The organism is Streptomyces sp. NPDC026394, from assembly GCF_055567735.1.
Genome location: NZ_JBVHPX010000016.1, coordinates 48,844 through 67,883 on the forward strand (window position 1 = coordinate 48,844; position 19,040 = coordinate 67,883).

3 protein-coding genes are annotated in these 19,040 nt (G+C 72.8%); all 3 read left to right on the plus strand.

What is annotated here, in order from left to right; all coding sequences use genetic code 11:
• Positions 1 to 34 precede the first annotated feature (34 nt).
• The 3 genes from ACZ4QV_RS30050 (at position 35) to ACZ4QV_RS30060 (ending at position 18,970) form a co-directional block, all read left to right on the plus strand.
• Positions 35 to 15,115, plus strand: a complete 15,081-nt coding sequence (locus ACZ4QV_RS30050; RefSeq protein ID WP_467763648.1) for an SDR family NAD(P)-dependent oxidoreductase — start codon at positions 35 to 37, stop codon at positions 15,113 to 15,115.
• A gap of 112 nt (positions 15,116 to 15,227) precedes the next feature.
• Positions 15,228 to 16,067, plus strand: coding sequence for a hypothetical protein (locus tag ACZ4QV_RS30055; protein WP_361591174.1), 840 nt, complete (start codon positions 15,228 to 15,230; stop codon positions 16,065 to 16,067).
• Positions 16,068 to 16,072: 5 nt separating this feature from the next.
• On the plus strand, positions 16,073 to 18,970 hold the full coding sequence (locus ACZ4QV_RS30060; RefSeq protein ID WP_361619350.1) for a condensation domain-containing protein: 2,898 nt from the start codon (positions 16,073 to 16,075) through the stop codon (positions 18,968 to 18,970).
• Positions 18,971 to 19,040 lie beyond the last annotated feature (70 nt).

Consider the following 19,040-nt stretch of genomic DNA (forward strand, 5'->3'; position numbering starts at 1 on the left):
CGGCGATGGTGATGCTCGATGTGTGGAGGCAGCGATGACAGGACAGGCCGACAAGCTCCTTGAAGCGCTGCGTGCCTCCGTGAAGGAGACCGAGCGGCTGCGGCAGCAGAACCGGCAGCTCGTCTCGGCGGCCTCGGAACCGCTGGCGATCGTGGGCATGAGCTGCCGGTACCCGGGTGGTGTGACCACCCCGGAGCAGTTGTGGGAGCTGGTCTCCACCGGCGGCGACGCCATCTCCGGTGTCCCCGCGGACCGTGGCTGGGACACCGAGGGCCTGGACGACCCCGGCCGGCCGGGCAGCTCCTCCGCGGCCGAGGGCGGATTCCTGCGGGACGCGGCCGCCTTCGACGCGGACTTCTTCGGCATCAGCCCGCGCGAGGCGCTGGCCATGGACCCTCAGCAGCGGCTGCTGCTGGAGACCTCCTGGGAGGCGCTGGAGCGGGCCGGGGTGGCACCCGCCTCTCTCCGCGGCTCGCAGACCGGTGTGTTCGTCGGCGTCGGCCCCTCCGACTACGGCGCCAACCCCGCCCTGCACACCGACGACCTGCAGTGGCACCTGATCACCGGCGGCGCGACCAGCGTGATGTCCGGGCGCATCTCCTACCTGCTCGGCCTGCAGGGGCCGGCGGTGTCGGTGGACACCGCCTGTTCCTCCTCGCTGGTGGCGCTCCACCTGGCGGCGCAGGCCGTGCGCGCGGGGGAGTGCTCGCTGGCGCTGGCCGGCGGTGCCACGGTGATGGCCTCGGCCATCGGGATCCGCGGGTTCTCCCGGCAGGACGGCCTGGCTGCGGACGGCCGCTGCAAGGCGTTCTCCGCCGACGCGGACGGCATGGGTATGGGCGAGGGTGCCGGCATGGTCGTGGTGGAGCGGCTGTCCGATGCCCGGCGCAACGGACACAAGGTGTTGGCGGTGCTGCGGGGCAGTGCGGTCAATCAGGACGGTGCGTCCAATGGTCTGACCGCGCCGAACGGGCCGTCGCAGCAGCGGGTGATCCGGGCCGCGCTGGCCAACTCGCGTATGACGCCCGGTGACGTGGATGTGGTGGAGGCGCACGGTACTGGTACGAAGTTGGGTGACCCGATCGAGGCGCAGGCGCTGCTGGCCACTTACGGTCAGGAGCGTCCCGAAGGGCGGCCGCTGTGGCTGGGCTCGGTGAAGTCCAACATTGGCCACGCCCAGCAGGCTGCCGGTGTCGCGGGTGTCATCAAGATGGCGCTGGCCCTCCAGCACGGACAGCTGCCGCGCACTCTGCACGCGGACGAGCCCTCCCCGCACATCGACTGGGCATCCGGCGAGGTGAAGCTGCTGACCGAGCCGGTGCCGTGGCCCAGCGGAGACCGGGTGCGGCGGGCCGGTGTCTCCTCCTTCGGCCTCAGCGGCACCAACGCGCACGTCATCCTGGAGGAGGCTCCCGCAGCGCAGGGCGTTGAAGCTGTTGAGGAGTCCGGGGAGCCGGTGGTTCCGGTGGTGACCGGTGCTGGTGCTTGGGTGTTGTCTGGGCGGACTGCTGGGGCGTTGTCGGCGCAGGCCGGGCGGCTGGGGGAGTGGGTGTCGGCCCGTCCGGCCCTCCGGCCGGTTGATGTGGCGTGGTCGTTGGCGGCGACTCGGTCGGTCTTCGAGCATCGGGCGGTGGTGGTTGGCGGGGACGGGGAGCAACTACGCGCGGGCCTTGGGGGCCTGGTGTCCGGCGCGCCCTCGGGTGCGCTGGTCGCGGGCATGGCCCGCCCGGATGCCCGCCCGGTGTTCGCCTTCGCCGGGCAGGGGTCGCAGTGGGTCGGGATGGGCCGGGAGCTGGCGGTGGTATCACCGGTGTTCGCGGGGCGGTTGGCGGAGTGCGCGGCGGCGTTGGCGCCGTATGTGGACTGGTCGCTGAGCGACGTCCTGGCGGGTGCGGAGGGGGCTCCTGCGCTGGAGGCGGCGGATGTCGTCCAACCCGCGCTGTGGGCAGTGATGGTGTCGCTCGCCGCTGTGTGGGAGGCGGCGGGTGTCGCTCCGGAGGCCGTGGTCGGTCACTCGCAGGGGGAGATCGCCGCTGCGACAGTCGCCGGGATGCTGTCGCTTGAAGACGGCGCGCGCGTGGTGGCGTTGCGGTCGCGTGCGTTGAAGGTGCTGGCGGGTGCCGGTGGCATGCTGTCGGTCAGTCGTCCGGCGGCGGAGGTTGAGGAGCGTCTGGCCCGGTTCGGGGAGCGGCTGTCTCTGGCGGCTGTCAACGGGCCGTCGGCGACGGTGGTGTCCGGTGAGCCGGAGGCGTTGGAGGAGCTGAGGGCGGAGTTCGAGGCGGAGGGCGCCCGGGCCCGCATGGTGGCGGTGGATTACGCCTCGCATTCGGCGCAGGTGGACCGGCTGGAGGTGGAGATCACCTCTGTTCTGGCTGGGATTTCCCCGCGCCGGGGCCGGGTCCCGATGGTGTCGGCGATGACTGGCGAGACGCTGACGGGCGCGGAGCTGGACGCCGGGTACTGGTTCCGTAGCCTGCGGGCGACGGTGGATTACGACCGTGCGGTGCGCGTGCTGGCCGGTCAGGGCCATCAGATGTTCGTCGAGGTCACGCCGCATCCGGTGCTGGTCGGCGCCATGCACGACACCCTCCAGGACCTCGCTCAGGAAGCGGGCCCGGGCGTCATGCCGGCGGCCGTCTGCGGGACGCTCCGCCGCGACGAGGACGGTGCGGATCGTCTGGTGGCGTCGCTGGCGGAAGCCTTCGTCAGTGGGGCGTCGGTGGACTGGCAGGCGCTGCTCCCCGTAGGTAAGCGGGTGGAGCTGCCTACGTATGCCTTCCAGCACGAGCGGTTCTGGCCGAAGGCGACGGCCACGGTATCCGGTGGTGATCCGGTATCGCTGGGCCTGGGTGCGGTGGGTCATCCGTTGTTGGGTGCGGCGGTTGAGCTGGCGGGTGGTGCGGGTCTGGTGTGTACGGGCCGGTTGTCGGTGCGTACGCATCCGTGGCTGGCCGATCACGCTGTGGGCGGTGTGGTGCTGCTGCCGGGTACCGGCTTCGTGGAGCTGGCGGTGTGCGCGGGGGATCAGGCCGGCTGCGGGCTCCTGGAAGAACTGATGCTGCATGCCCCGCTGGTCTTCCCCGAGGACGGCGCTGCGGTGCAGATCCAGGTGGTGCTGGCCGGTGCGGACGCCGAAGGCCGCCGTAGCGTCGAGGTCTTCTCCCGGTCCGATGCGGCTGGTCAGTCGCAAGGATGGACGCAGCACGCCCGCGGCACGCTCGCCCCCGCCGGCCCGGCAGCCGAGGCCGACGATGACTTCGCGGTGTGGCCGCCCCGTAACGCCACCACAGTGGACGTCTCCGGCCTCTACCAGTCCGCTGCCGAAGGCCCCTACGGCTACGGTCCGGCGTTCCAGGGGCTGCGGGCGGTATGGCGCCGTGGCGAGGAGGTCTTCACCGAGGTGGCGCTGCCCGAGGAAGTGGCGCAGGACGCTGCCGCCTTCGGCCTGCACCCGGCGCTGCTGGACGCCGTACTGCATGCCAGTGCCTTGCTCGATGCTGAGGGGGAGCCGGGCGAGATCCGGTTGCCGTTTGCCTGGACGGGTGTGGAGTTGCATGCCAGTGGTGCGTCGGTGCTGCGCGCCCGGTTGTGCCGTGACGCGCAGGGCACGCTGACGGTGACGGCCGCCGATGCCGCAGGTCAGCCGGTGATTTCCGTGGCCTCGCTGATCACCCGCCCGGTGGACACCGGCCAGCTCGGCAGTGCCGTGTCGCCGGTTGCGGATGCCTTGTTCACCGTCGCCTGGATGCCAGTCAGCGGCACTGAGTCCATAGCCCCCGTAGCCGGGGTGTGGGCGCTGGTCGGCGCCGATCGTTTCGGTGTCGCCGAGGCCCTGGGCAGGTCCGGCATCACGGTTCAGTGCTTCCCGGGGCTGGAAGAGGCCGCTGCTGCCGTGGAGGCGCGGCAGTGCACGCCCGCGTTCGTCCTGGTCTGTGCCGGTGGCGACGCCCGGGGCGAGGAAGACCCGGCGCGGGCCGCTGCCCGGGTGACTGGCGAGACCCTGGTTCTGGTGCAGGGCTGGCTGGGTGAGGAGCGGCTGGCGGAGAGCCGTCTGGTGGTTCTCACGCGGGGCGCGGTAGCGGTCTCAGCCGGTGAGGGCGTGGCTGACCTGTCGGCAGCAGCTCTCGCTGGCCTGGTGCGCTCGGCCCAGTCCGAGAACCCGGACCGGCTGCTCCTCGTAGACCTGCCGGCCACCGGCACTGCGGAGCAGGTCACCGAGCTGCCGGTTGCCGTTGCCACCGGGGAGCCGGAGCTGGCGCTCCGGAATGGTGGAGTGCATGCACGACGGCTGGTGCGGCCCTCTGGGGAGCTGTCGGTTCCGGAGGGCCGGTGGCGTCTGGTACCGGATGCGGGCGGTTCGCTGGAGGGGCTGTCGCTGCTGCCGTCGCCGGAGGCGGATGTACCGTTGGCGGCTGGGCGGGTCCGTATCGCCGTTGGTGCCGCCGGGCTGAACTTCCGCGACGTACTGATCGCGTTGGGCATGTACCCGGGCGGCGGGGTGCTGGGCAGCGAGATTGCCGGAACGGTGCTCGAAGCCGGGCCGGGGGTGGACCACCTCGTCCCGGGCGACCGGGTGACGGGAATCGGTGAGGGCGGGTTCGGCCCGGTGGTTGTCACCGACGCCCGGCAGTTGGTGCGGATTCCGGACGGCTGGTCGTTCGCCGAGGCGGCCTCGGTGCCGACGGCGTTCATGACTGCTTGGTACGCGTTGGTGGAGTTGGCCGGGGCGAAGCCGGGGCAGCGGGTGTTGGTGCACGCTGCGACCGGTGGGGTTGGGATGGCGGCGGTGCAGATCGCCCGGTACCTGGGGCTGGAGGTCTTCGCGACCGCCAGTCCGGGGAAGTGGCCGGTGCTGGCGTCGATGGGCCTGGATGCGGAGCACGTCTCGTCCTCCCGTACTGCCGCATTCGAGGCGGATTTCCTGGCCGCCACGGATGGCGCGGGTGTGGACGTCGTGGTGAATTCGCTGGCGGGTGAGTTGACCGATGCTTCGCTGCGGTTGCTGCCGCGGGGCGGGGCATTTGTGGAGATGGGCCGTACCGACGTCCGCGACGCCCAGGCAGTGGCCGCGGACCGACCCGGTGTCACCTACCGCTCGTTCGACCTCGGCGAGGCAGGCCCCGAGGGGTTGGGCACCATGCTCGGCAGGATCGTGGAACTGCTGTCCGCCGGCGAACTGCGGCGGCTGCCGATGCGGGCCTGGGAGGTGCGCCGGGCGCGGGACGCGTTCCGGTTCATGCAGCAGGCCCGGCACACCGGCAAGATCGTCCTGACGATCCCCGCGCACCTCTCCGCAACGCAGCAGCCCGAATCGGCCCGGTCCGGTGCCCGTTCGGCGTTGATCACGGGCGGTACGGGCACGCTGGGTGGTCTGGTGGCCGGGCATTTGGTGGTGTCGGGTCGGGCGGAGCATGTGGTGCTGACCAGTCGTTCGGGTCCTGGTGCGGCCGGTGCGGCGGCGTTGGCCGCGCGGTTGGCACAGGCAGGTGCTTCGGTGCGGGTGGCGGCGTGTGATGCCGCGGACCGCCGGGAGCTGGCCGTCGTGATGGCGGCGATCCCGGCGCAGGCGCCGTTGCGGACTGTGGTGCATACCGCTGGTGTGTTGGATGACGGTACGGTTGGTTCGCTGACCGTGCAGCGGGTGGCCGGGGTGCTGCGGCCGAAGGCGGACGGTGCCTGGAACCTCCACGAACTGACCCGGGGCCTGGTTCCGGATCTGGAGGACTTTGTACTGTTCTCGTCCTCGGCGGCGGCGTTCGGGGTGCCGGGCCAGGGCAATTACGTGGCGGCCAACGCCTTCCTGGACGCACTGGCCGCTGAGCGGCGGGCGTCGGGGCTTCCGGGTGTTTCGTTGGGGTGGGGGCTGTGGGCCGAGGTGTCCGGGCTGACCGGGCAGCTGGCCGAGTCCGACCGCTCTCGGTTGTCGCGTGGTGGTGCGTTGGCGCTCAGCGCCGACGAGGGCTTGGCGCTGCTTGACCTGTGTCTGGCCCGTGATGAGGCGCTGCTGGTGCCGTCCCGGCTGGACCTGGCCGGGCTGCGGGCCCAGGCGGCGCGGAGTGCGGAGATTCCGCCGCTGTGGCGGGCTCTGGTCGGTGCCGGTAGCGGGCGGCGCAGCGCTGCCGGGGCCGGTGACGCGGGTGCGGATTCGCTGCATCAGCGGCTGTCCGGGCTCTCCGGGCAGGAGCGGACCAGGCTGCTGACCGACCTGGTCCGTACGCATGCGGCGGCCGTCCTGGGGCATGCCTCGGCGGAGGCCGTCGAGCCGGGCCGGGCCTTCACCGACCTGGGCTTCGACTCGCTCACGGCCGTCGAACTGCGTAACCGGCTGAGCACCGCGACCGGGCTGCGGCTGCCCGCCACCCTGGTCTTCGACTACCCCAACCCGGCCGCGCTCGCCGGCCACCTCAAGACCAGGATCATCGGCAACGGCGACGGGCCGGACGCGAACCCACTGCCGACCGGTACGACGCAGCAGACCTCCGGGGAACCGATCGCGATCGTCGGCCTGGCCTGCCGATTCCCCGGCGGGGTGAACGACCCCGAGGAGTTCTGGCGGCTGCTCGCCGACGGCACCGACGCGGTCTCCCGCTTCCCGGACGACCGCGGCTGGGACGTGGAGGCGCTCTACGACCCGGACCCCGACAGCGTCGGCACCTCCTACACCAGGGAAGGCGGCTTCGTCGGCGACGCCGGCGGTTTCGACGCGGACTTCTTCGGGATCAGCCCGCGCGAGGCGCTGGCCATGGACCCGCAGCAGCGACAGGTCCTGGAGACCTCCTGGGAGGCACTGGAGCGGGCCGGCATCGACCCTTCCGCGCTGCGCGGCAGCCAGACCGGTGTCTTCGTCGGCGGCTTCGCCTCGGCGTACGGCATCGGCGTGGCGACCGGCGACGAGGGCGCGGAGGGGAACCTGACCACCGGCTTCGCCACCAGCGTGCTGTCCGGTCGGGTGTCCTACACCCTCGGCCTGGAAGGCCCGGCCGTGACGGTGGACACGGCGTGCTCCTCGTCCCTGGTCGCTCTGCACCTGGCTTGCCAGGCGATCCGAGCGGGGGAGTGCTCCATGGCGCTCGCCGGAGGTTCCACGATCATCTCGACCCCGGACGGGATCGTCGGCTTCAGCCGACAGCGTGGCCTGGCCCCGGACGGCCGCTGCAAGGCGTTCTCCGCCGACGCGGACGGCATGGGCTTCGCCGAGGGCACCGGCGTCCTGGTCGTGGAACGCCTCTCGGACGCCCGGCGCAACGGGCACAAGGTGTTGGCGGTGGTACGGGGCAGTGCGGTCAACCAGGACGGTGCGTCCAACGGTCTGACCGCGCCGAACGGGCCGTCGCAGCAGCGGGTGATCCGGGCTGCCTTGGCCGGTGCGCATCTGACGGCGTCCGAGGTGGACGTGGTGGAGGCGCACGGTACCGGTACGAAGTTGGGTGACCCGATCGAGGCGCAGGCGCTGCTGGCCACTTACGGTCAGGAGCGTCCCGAAGGTCGGCCGTTGTGGCTGGGGTCGGTGAAGTCCAACATCGGGCACACCCAAGCTGCTGCCGGTGTTGCGGGTGTCATCAAGATGGTGCTGGCCCTCCAGAACGGACAACTGCCGCGCACCCTGCACGCGGACGAGCCCTCCCCGCACGTCGACTGGACCGAGGGAGAGGTGCGGCTGCTCACCGAGCCGGTGCCGTGGCAGACGAACGACCGGCCGCGCATCGCCGGCATCTCCTCCTTCGGCATCAGCGGCACCAACGCCCACGTGCTCTTGGAGGAGGCCCCCGCCGAGGAACCCGCGCACGGGAACGGAGACCCCGCCGACGCCGGCACAGCGACTTCGGCACCGGTGCTCTCCAGGGCCGGGGCGGACGAGGCTGCCGAGACGGTGAGCGCCTGGCTGGTGTCCGGCCGCTCGGCTGCGGGTCTGGCCGCGCAGGCGGACCGGCTGCGGGACTGGCTGACGGCCCGTCCGGAGTTGGAACCGGTTGATGTGGCCTGGTCGCTGGCGGTCACGCGGTCGGTCTTCGAGCACCGTGCGGTGGTCGTGGGCGGATGCCGTGAGCAGGTGCTGGCGGGGCTTGCGGGCCTGGCGTCCGGTGCGCCCTCGGGTTCGCTGGTCGCGGGCACGGCCCGACCGGATGCTCGTCCGGTGTTTGCTTTTGCTGGTCAGGGTTCGCAGTGGGTGGGGATGGGGCGGGAGCTGGCGGGGGTTTCGCCGGTGTTCGCGGCGCGTCTTGATGAGTGTGCGGCGGCGTTGGCGCCGTACGTGGACTGGTCGCTCAGCGATGTTCTGGCGGGTGTGGAGGGTGCTCCGGCGTTGGAGTCGGCGGATGTCGTCCAGCCTGCGTTGTGGGCGGTGATGGTGTCGCTGGCCGCTGTCTGGGAGGCCGCGGGTGTCGTCCCGGAAGCCGTGGTGGGCCACTCTCAGGGTGAGATCGCTGCGGCGACGGTGGCGGGGATGCTGTCGCTTGAGGACGGTGCGCGTGTGGTGGCGTTGCGGTCGCGTGCGCTGAAGGTGCTGGCGGGTGCGGGCGGCATGCTGTCGGTCAGCCGTCCGGCGGCGGAGGTCCAGGAGCGCCTGGTCCGTTTCGGGGACCGGCTGTCTCTGGCGGCGGTCAACGGGCCGTCGGCCACGGTCGTCTCGGGTGAACCGGAGGCCCTTGAGGAGCTGAGGGCGGAGTTCGAAGCGGAGGGCGCTAGGGCCCGTTTGGTCGCGGTGGATTACGCCTCGCATTCGGCGCAGGTGGACCGGCTGGAGGAGGAGATCACCACCGTCCTGGCCGGGATTTCCCCGCGCCGGGGCCGGGTCCCGATGGTCTCGGCGATGACTGGCGAGACGCTGTCCGGCGAGGAGCTGGACGCCGGCTACTGGTATCGCAGCCTGCGCGCGACAGTGCATTACGACCGTGCCGTGCGGGTGCTGGCGGGTCGTGGTCATCAACTGTTTGTCGAGGTGACGCCGCATCCGGTGCTGATGGGGGCGATGAACGACACCCTGGAAGAGGTCGCCCAGGAGACAGGCCCGGGCATCGTCCCGGCGGCCGTCTGCGGGACGCTCCGCCGCGATGAGGGCGGTGCGAATCGTCTGGTGGCCTCACTGGCGGAGGGGTTCGTCAACGGGGCGCCGGTGGACTGGCAGGTGGTGTTGCCCGCGGGGAAGCGGGTGGAGCTGCCGACGTATGCGTTCCGGCATGAGCGGTTCTGGCCGAAGGCGAGCGCTGTGGCTTTCGGTGGTGATGCGGTGTCGTTGGGGTTGGGTGCGGTGGGTCATCCGTTGTTGGGTGCGGCGGTTGAGCTGGCGGGTGGTGCGGGCCTGGTGTGTACGGGCCGGTTGTCGGTGCGTACGCATCCGTGGCTGGCTGATCATGCTGTGGGTGGTGTGGTGCTGCTGCCGGGTACCGGTTTTGTGGAGCTGGCGGTGTGTGCGGGGGATCAGGCGGGGTGTGGTGTGCTGGAGGAGTTGACGCTTCAGGCGCCGCTGGTCTTGCCTGAGGACGGTGGTGCTGTGCAGGTCCAGGTGGTGCTGGCCGGGGCGGATGCCGAGGGGCGGCGTGCCGTTGAGGTCTTCTCCCGGCTGGATGCGGCTGGTCAGTCGCAGGGGTGGACGCAGCACGCCGGCGGTGTGCTCGCCCCCGCCGGTCCGGTAGCCGCGGCCGAGGAGGACTTCGCGGTATGGCCGCCCCGTGACGCCACGACGGTGGACGTTTCCAACCTTTACCAGTCCGCCGCCGAAGGACCCTACGGCTATGGTCCGGCGTTTCAGGGGTTGCGGGCGGTGTGGCGCCGGGGCGAGGAGGTTTTTGCCGAGGTGGCGCTGCCGGAGGAGGTGGCGGAAGACGCTGCGGCCTTCGGTGTGCACCCGGCGCTGCTGGACGCCGTACTGCAGGCTGCCTTCCTGATGGGTGGCGCCGAAGAGGGCGCAACCGAAGAGGTTCGGCTGCCGTTCGCCTGGGCTGGTGTGGAGCTTCATGCCAGTGGCGCGTCGGTGCTGCGCGCCCGGCTGCGTTGTGATGCGCAGGGCACGCTGACGGTGTCGGCCGCCGATACGGCAGGCCAGCCGGTGATTTCCGTAACCTCGCTGGTCACTCGCCCGGTGGACGCCGGCCAGCTCGGCAGTGCCGTGTCGGCTGTTGCGGATGCCTTGTTCACCGTCGCCTGGATGCCGCTCAGTGACGCCGAGTCCGTAGCCCCCGTTGCCGAGCAGTGGGCGCTGATCGGCGCCGACCGTTTCGATGTCGCCGAGGCGCTGGGGCGGTCCGGCATCACGGTGCGGTGCTCCCCCGGTCTGGAGGAGCTGGCCGCTGCCGCAGCGGACCGGGAGATCGACCCGGCTTTCGTCCTGGTCTGCGCCGGTAGCGAGAGCCAAGACGCAAACGACCCGGCGCGGGCCGCGGCCCGGGTGACTGGTGAGGCCCTGGTTTTGGTGCAGGAGTGGCTGGGTGAGGAGCGGCTGGCGGAGAGCCGGCTGGCGGTTCTCACGCGAGGTGCGGTGGCGGTCTCGGCCGGTGAGGGGGTGGCCGATCTGCCGGCAGCGGCCCTCGCGGGCCTGGTGCGCTCGGCTCAGTCGGAGAACCCCGACCGGCTCCTCCTGGTGGACCTGCCGGCCACCGACACCGCCGCTCAGATCGCCGTACTCCCGGCCGCACTCGCCACCGGGGAACCCGAGGTGGCCATCCGCGACACCGCGGTCCACGGGCGGCGGCTGACCCGTCCATCCGGCTCCACGGCGGCAGTTGAACGACCCACCGACCCGTCCGCCAACCCTTCCGGTGCCCGTTCGGCGTTGATCACGGGTGGTACGGGTACGTTGGGTGGTTTGGTGGCCGGGCATTTGGTGGTGTCGGGCCGGGCGGAGCATGTGGTGCTCACCAGTCGTTCGGGTCCTGGTGCGGCCGGTGTGGCGGCGTTGGCCGCGCGGGTGGCGCACTCGGGTGCTTCGGTGACGGTGGTGGCGTGTGACGCCGCCGACCGTGAGGGGCTGGCCGCTGTGCTGGCGGCGGTTCCGGCGCAGGCACCGTTGCGGACGGTGGTGCATACGGCGGGTGTGCTGGATGACGGTACGGTCGGTTCGCTGACCGCGCAGCGGGTGGCGGGGGTGCTGCGTCCGAAGGCGGACGGTGCCTGGAACCTGCACGAGCTGACCCGGGACCTGGTTCCGGGGCTGGAGGACTTCGTGTTGTTCTCCTCCTCGGCGGCGGCGTTCGGGGTGCCGGGGCAGGGCAATTATGTGGCGGCCAACGCATTCCTGGACGCACTGGCCGCTGAGCGGCGGGCGTCGGGTCTTCCGGGGGTTTCGCTGGGGTGGGGGCTGTGGGCTGATGTGTCCGGGCTGACCGGGCGGTTGGCTGAGTCCGACCGGTCCCGGATGTCGCGCGGTGGTGCGATGGCGCTGAGTGCGGGGGAGGGGCTGGCGCTGCTGGACCTGTGTCTGGCCCGCGGTGAGGCGGTGCTGGTGCCGTCCCGGCTGGACCTGGCCGGGCTGCGGGCCCAGGCGGCGCGCAGTGCGGAGGTTCCCCCGTTGTGGCGGGCCTTGGTCGGTGCCGCTGCCGGGCGGCGCAGCGCCGCAAGGACGGACGACGCGAGCGCGGACTCTCTGCACCGGCAACTGGCCGCACTGCCCGCCGCCGAGCGCGACGAGCTGCTGCTGAATCTGGTACGGGCCAACGTCGCCGCGGTCCTGGGGCACGCCTCCGCGGAGGCCGTCGAACCGGGCCGGGCCTTCACCGACCTGGGCTTCGACTCACTCACCGCCGTACAACTGCGTAACCGGCTGAGCACCGCGACCGGGCTGCGGCTGCCCGCCACCCTGGTCTTCGACTACCCCAACCCGGCCGCGATCGCCGGCCACCTGCGCGGGCGGCTCGGCGACGGGCCGCAGACGCGCACGAAGGCCGTCACCGGACCGGCGGCAGCGGAGACGTCAGGAGCCGGGGCGCCGGACGAGCCGATCGCCATCGTGGGGATGAGCTGCCGCTTCCCCGGCGGTACGGCGGACCCCGAGGACCTGTGGCGGATGCTGCGCGACGGCGAGGACGCGATCTCGGCCTTCCCCACCGACCGCGGCTGGGACCTGGACGGGCTGCACGACCCGGACGCCGCGCGGAGCGGCACCGCCACCACACAGGCCGGCGGGTTCGTGCAGGACGCCGCCTCCTTCGACGCCGGCTTCTTCGAGATCAGCCCGCGCGAGGCGCTGGCGATGGACCCGCAGCAGCGGCTGTTGCTGGAGCTTGCCTGGGAGGCGTTCGAGCGGTCCGGGATCGACCCGGCCACCCTGCGCTCCAGCCCGACCGGCACCTTCGTCGGCGGCTACACCTCCGGCTACGAGGCGAGCGTGCTGGCGCAGGGCGGCGCCGAGTCCCAGGGGCACCTGATGACCGGGATCGCCACCAGCGTCCTGTCCGGCCGGCTGGCCTACACCTTCGGGCTGGAGGGCCCGGCGGTGACGGTCGACACGGCCTGCTCGTCGGCGCTGGTGGCGCTGCACCTGGCCGCTCAGTCGCTGCGGTCGGGGGAGTGCTCGCTGGCGCTGGCCGGCGGTGTGACGGTCATGGCCACCCCGGGCACGTTCGTGGAGTTCTCCCGCCAGCGCGGGCTGGCCGCGGACGGCCGCTGCAAGGCATTCGCCGCCGCGGCCGACGGCACCGGCTTCGCCGAGGGCGCCGGTCTGCTCGTCGTCGAACGGCTTTCGGATGCGCGGCGCAACGGGCACCCGGTGCTGGCGGTGCTGCGGGGCAGTGCCACCAACCAGGACGGTGCGTCCAACGGGTTGACCGCGCCCAACGGGCCGTCGCAGCAGCGGGTGATCCGGGCCGCGCTGGCCAACGCCCGTCTGGCGCCCGGTGACGTGGATGTGGTGGAGGCGCACGGTACCGGTACGAAGTTGGGTGACCCGATCGAGGCGCAGGCGCTGCTGGCCACTTACGGTCAGGACCGCGGCGAGGGCGACCCGCTGTGGCTGGGGTCGGTGAAGTCCAACATCGGGCACACCCAGGCCGCTGCTGGTGTCGCCGGCGTCATCAAGATGGTGCTGGCCCTCCAGCACGGACAACTGCCGCGCACCCTGCACGCGGACGAGCCCAGCCCGCACGTCGACTGGGCCGGCGGCGAGGTGCGGTTGCTCACCGAACCGGTGCCGTGGCAGGCGAACGGCCGGCCCCGCCGTGCCGGCGTCTCCTCCTTCGGGATCAGCGGCACCAACGCGCACGTCATCCTCGAAGAGGCGCCCGCGTCGCCCGCCGGGCCCGAGCCCCACGCGTCGCCCACCGGGTCCGGGGCCCACGTGCCACCCGCCGGGCCCGAGATTCACGTATCGCCCGCCGGGCCCGAGCCCCACGCGTCGCCCGCCGGGCCCGGGACCCACGCAGGGCCCCCGCCCGGAGCCGGAACTGCTCCGGCGGCCGGCTCGGTCCCGCCGTCGACGGTGCCGTGGCTGCTGTCCGCGCGGACCCCGGAGGCGCTGCGGGCCCAGGCGGGACGGCTGCGCCAGTTCCTGCTGGAGCGGCCGGAGCTCGACCTGGTGGACATCGGGTTCTCGCTGGCCACCACGCGTACCGCATTCGACCACCGGGTGGTGGTGCAGGGCACGGACCGGGACGGGCTGCTGGCGGGCCTCGCGGTGGCCGCCGCGGGCGTGCAGACCCGGGACGTGGTGACCGGAACCGTGAGGACGGGCCGCAAACCGGTCTTCGTCTTCCCCGGCTCGGTCGCATCGGCCGGAGGCTCGGCCTCGGCCGCATCGCCCGGAGCTCCAGGCCCGGACGTCCGGCTGGACGCCGTAGCCGCACTGCTGGAGGAGTCGCCGGTCTTCGCCGACCGGATCGCCGACTGCGAACAGGCCCTGGCGCCCTTCGTGGACTGGAAGGTGACCGAGGTGCTGCGGGCCGGCGGAAACAGCCCGGCGCTCACCACCCCCGAGATCCACCGCCCGGTGCTGTGGGCGGTGCTGGTGGCGCTCGCCGCGCTGTGGCGCTCCGCCGGTGTGCACCCGGCCGCGGTGGCCGGACACGGGGTGGGCGAGATCGCCGCCGCCCAGGTGGCCGGTGTGCTGTCGCCGGCGGACGCGGCCCGGCTGGCCGTGCTGTGCGACCGGACGCCGACCGGTGAGGGCGTCGTCCAACCACGGCCGGGGACGGTGCCGGTGTTCTCCACCCGGTCCATGGACTGGGTGGACGGTGCGGCCCTGGACGCCGACCACTGGCTGCCGTACCCGGGGCAGGAACCGGCCGTCCCCGTACGGGAACTGGCCGAGGCCCTGGCCGGAGCCGGCTTCGGCGCGTACGTCGAGGTCGGCCCGGAGCCGGTGCTTGCCACCGTCCTGGCCCAGGCCTTGCCGGCCGAAGGGAGCGGCGCGGAGCGTGACGGTGCGCCCGTGGTCACCGCGACCCTGCGCCGTGGGGAGCCGGGCCTGCGGGCGTTCACCTCCGCGCTGGCCGCCTTGCACGTGAGGGGCGTGACCGTCGACTGGGCCGCCGTGCTGGGTGGCGGACGCCGGGTGGATCTGCCCACCTACGCCTTCCAGCGGGAGCGGTACTGGCCGCAGCCGCCGGCCCGGTCCGCTGCCGAAGTACCCGCGGCCGGCTCCCTGTCCCCGGACGAGCAGCGGTTGTGGTCCGCGTTGGCGGAGCAGGACATGAGCGCGCTGGGCGAAGTGCTGGGCACCGGAGCGCCGTTGCGTGAGGACATGCCGCTGGGCGCGGTACTGGCGCAGGTCGCCGCGTGGCGCCGGGAGCGCACCGCACCGGACGGGGCGGCCGAGGCCGGTGCCGCGGGCGCGGGCGAGGGCACCGCTCAGGAAGGCGCGCACGGCGCCGGCGCCGGCTGGCGGCAGCGGCTCGCCGAAGTCGGCCCGGCACAGCAGCAGGAGCTGCTGAGCGCACTGGTCCGCGAAGAGATAGCGGCGATGCTCGGATACGGGTCCGTGGACTCCGTCCCGCAGTACGGCGACGTCTTCGAACTCGGCATGACCTCGATGTCGGCCGTTCAACTGCGGCTGCGAATGAACGAGCTGACTGGTCTTACACTGCCGGAGGGCTTCGTCTATGACCTCTATATGCCGGAAGCCATCGCCGAGTACCTGCTCGGCGAGCTGACGGTGGCACTTCGGGAAGGCACTCCCGAAGACCGGTAGAAGATTGCCGGAAATCCGGGAAATCGCCGATGCCCGACCGGATTTCGTTGCTCAGTTCCGCAGGCTGCGGCGCGGGGAAACCAGCCAGCCAACTCCGATGATGGGATGAGAAGTGCCGAACGAGAACGCCTGGAGCGTCATAGCCGAGCCTGCCTCGAATTCCCTGATACTCGGCGTCGACTTCCCGGCGGCCGGCCGTCACGAGGCGGGCCTCGACGACCTGGTGAAGGGAATGGGCACCGCCTGGTCCGGACACGGGGTGCTGCAGACCTCGCCGCCGCCGGTACGGCTGTCCGACCGGCCGTCCGGCGACTTCTACACCGACCACTGGATGCGGTCGGGCGACTGGGAGAAGTACGAGGTCGTGGCGGTGCTGGGCTACTGCGTCGGCGCGGTCTACGCGGCCCGGATCGCCGAGCGGCTGGCAGCGGTGCAGGGCAGGATGCCCCAGGTGGTGCTGTTCGACGCGCAGCTCGCCGATCTGCCGCTGCTGGCCTCGGAGATGCACAAGATGATCGGGCAGGCCGCCGCGGTGCTCAGCGAGCAGGAGGCGGAGGACGGCCGGGAGCGGGCCGTCGAGATCGTCGCCACCCCGTCGATCGGAATGGCGGAGGCGGCCGAGCAGATGGTCGAGCTGTACCGGGAGCTGGCCACCTCGGGCTTTCGCCGGATCGGCCTGTCGGAGTCCCGCTGCGAAGAGATGGTGCTGCTTTTCGAGTCGTACATGACCTGGCTCTCGGCCTCCTCCCGGATCGACCCGGTCGCTGCCTGGGGCGGTGCGCTCGGCCTCACCTCGGCCGATTACGCCGAATTGGAGAAGGCCGGCGCCACCACCGTCGTGAACGCCGCCACCGCGGCGATCGGCCGGCGCATACCCGTCGAGACCCGCCACATCGATCTCCTGCGGGATGCGTCGACCGTGCGCGCCCTGCTCGCCAACACCGAATTCTGACCGGCATGAACTCCCAGCCGGACCTCTCGGCACGCGCCCCGGAATCCGCACCCCGACCGGCGGCCGCGAACACGGCCACCGATGACGACACCGCCCCTGCGAACGGCACCGCCACCGCGCACAGCGCGCCTCCCGTGCACGGCACGTCCGCCGCGAACGGCACGGCCACCACGAACAAGGAAAAGGCCCTCTGGCTGCTGGAGCAGTTGGTCCCGGGCACCGGGGTGAACAACCTGGGGCTGGCGCTCCAGGTGAGTGGTCGGCTGCGGCCGGACGTGCTCGGCGCGGCCCTGGCCGTGGTGGCCGGCCGGTTCGAGGTGCTGCGCACCGTGTTCCGCGCGAGCAGCGCCGACCTGCTCAAGGAGACCGTGCCCGCCGGGGAGTTCGCCGTCCCGGTGGAGCCGCTGGAGCTGTCCGGAGGGCCGCTGGCCGAGGACCTGACCGCGTTCGTCGACCGGCCCTTCCCGCTCGACGGCCGGCCCTTGATCCGGGTCGCCACCGCTACCATCGCCGACGGCGACGTGCTCTGCGTGGCCGTGCACCACCTGGTGTTCGACATGGTCTCGGTCGGTGTCCTGCTGCAGGCGCTCGTCCCGGTCTACGACGCCGTCGCGGCCGGCCGCCCGGTGCCCGAGCAGGCCGTCGCGCCGGTCCCGGCCCTCGCCGAGGCCGCGCCGCGCCCCGCCGACCTCGACCACTGGCGCCGCACCCTGGACGGCTTCGACCCCACCGGCCTGGACCTGTGGTGCGGCACCCCGCGCGGGCGGCAGCCGGTACTGGCCGGGGAGAGCGCCGTGCGGACGCTCGGCCCCCGGGCCCAGCAGGCCGCGGTCGAGCTGCAGCGTGCCGCGCGGGCGCCGATGGGCGCGGTGCTGCTCGCCGCCTATGCCGCGCTGCTCGCCGCCCACGGTGCCGGTCCGGACCTGGTGATCGGCTCCCCGGTGGACGTCCGCGGAACCGGCACCGGCGCCATCGGCTACCACGTCAACGTCGTCCCCATCCGTATCCGGGTGGACCTCGCCGAGGGTTTCCGCCCGCTCGCCCGCCAGGCCAGGGACGCCTTCCTCGGCGCGATGGCGCACGCGCACACCTCGGTGGACGAACTCGCCGGAGAGCTGCCGGGCATCGGCACGTCCTGGCAGACCCAGCTCTTCCGGCACCTGTTCAACTTCCTCCCCGACGCGCCCGTCGGCGAGCTGCGGGTGGACGGGATGCCGGCCCGGCTGCTGACGGTGGAGAACCCGCACAGCAAGTTCGACCTGGAACTGGTCGGCTCCCCGGCCCGCGCCGAGCTGATGCTGCGCCACTCCCGGACGCTGACCCGCACCGACGCCGAGGCCCTGCTGTCCCGCTTCGAGGCGCTGCTCGTCACGGCCGCCCAGGACCCGGACCGGCCGCTCGGCGAGACAGCGGGCTGGAGCGAGCGTGACCGCGAGACGGTCGACCGGGCCAACGACACCGCGCTGGACGGCCGACCGGCCACGCTGGAGGCGGCGTTCACCTCCTGGGCCCGCAGCCGGCCGGCCGACGTGGCCGTGCTGGACGGCGACCGGAGCATCACCTACGGCGAGCTGGACGCGGCCGCGGACACCGTCCGCGAGCTGCTGGCGGACGCCGGGGTGCGGCCTGCAGAGGTCGTCGCGGTCGCGGCGGCGCCGGGCGAGACGGCCGCCGCGCTCCTCGGCTGCTGGCGGGCCGGCGCCGTCTGCCTCCCGCTCGACCCCGGCGAGGAACCGGCTCGGCAGACAAGGCGGCTGACGCAGGCTGCGGTGAAGACCGTGCTCACCGGAGCCGGAGTCCACCTGCCCGCCGGGTCGGACCTGACGCCCGCCCTGCCGCTGCCCGCGTTCCCCGGCACCGGCCCCGAGCGGCCCGGCGCGCCCGCGGACCCGCACGGCGACGAACCCCGACGAGACACGCCCGCCTGTCGGCTGCCCGCAGACGAGGAGGACGAGGAGCAACCGGCCGCCGTGCTGAGCCACGCCGGTATCGCCGACACCGCCGCCCACTTCGCCCGGGAGCTCGGCGTCGGGCCCGGCACCGGTGTGCTGAGCCTGGCTCGGCCCGGGACCTTCGCGGCGCTCTTCGACGCCGCCCTGGCGCTGGGCGTCGGCGGTCGGCTCGTACCTGCCCCCCAGAAGGCCCGCACCGACGCCGCCACCCTGCGCGCGACCGCCGAGCGGCACGGAGCGGACGTGCTGGCCGTACCGCCGGGCACCGCGCCCCGGCTGCTGGAGGAGCTGGGCGGCCAACTGCCCGGACTGACCGTCCTGGTCGCCGGTGACGAGCTGTCCGCGCCGACCGCCAAGGCGCTGCTCGCCGCGGACTGCCGGCTGTACTGCGGCTACGGCGCTCCGCAGACCACCGGCTGGGCCCTCTCCGGCCGGGTCACCGCCCCCGAGGACACCCGCCGGGGCCGCCCGATCGGCAACACCCGGGCGTTCGTCGCCGCCCCCGACGGACGGGAGCTGCCCGTCGGGGTGCGCGGCGAACTCTGCCTCGCCGGCACCGGGACGGCCCTGGACACACCGGACGGCCCGGCCCTGCCGGACCGCCCCGGATACGGGCGCCACCACCGGACCGGACGGCTCGCCCAGTGGCAGCCGGACGGCACCCTCGCCTGGCACCCCCGCGAGCAGCCCGCCACGGACACGGCCGCCGGGCCCACCGCCCCGGACGCGGCGGCCGACGACCCACTCGTCAGCGAGTTCGCCGCGATCTGGCAGCAACTGCTGAGCTGCGAGGTCACCGCGCAGACCCACTTCTTCGACGCGGGCGGCCACTCACTGCTCGCCGCCGTACTGACGCAGAAGGTCGAGGACCTCACCGGCATCGCCCTCCAACTGCGCGACGTCTTCGAGCACCCGACCCCCGCCGCCCTGGCCGCCAGGGTGCGCCGATGACCCGGAACCGGCCGACGCCGGCCGCGCCACCACCGGCCGACCGCGACCGGCCCACCGAACCCAGGGAAGA

What these genes read in the sequence shown, in the direction of transcription:
- ACZ4QV_RS30050 (WP_467763648.1), top strand. Translation starts at nt 35, where the DNA reads ATGACAGGACAGGCCGACAAGCTCCTTGAAGCGCTGCGTGCCTCCGTG.
- ACZ4QV_RS30060 (WP_361619350.1), top strand. Translation starts at nt 16,073, where the DNA reads ATGAACTCCCAGCCGGACCTCTCGGCACGCGCCCCGGAATCCGCACCC.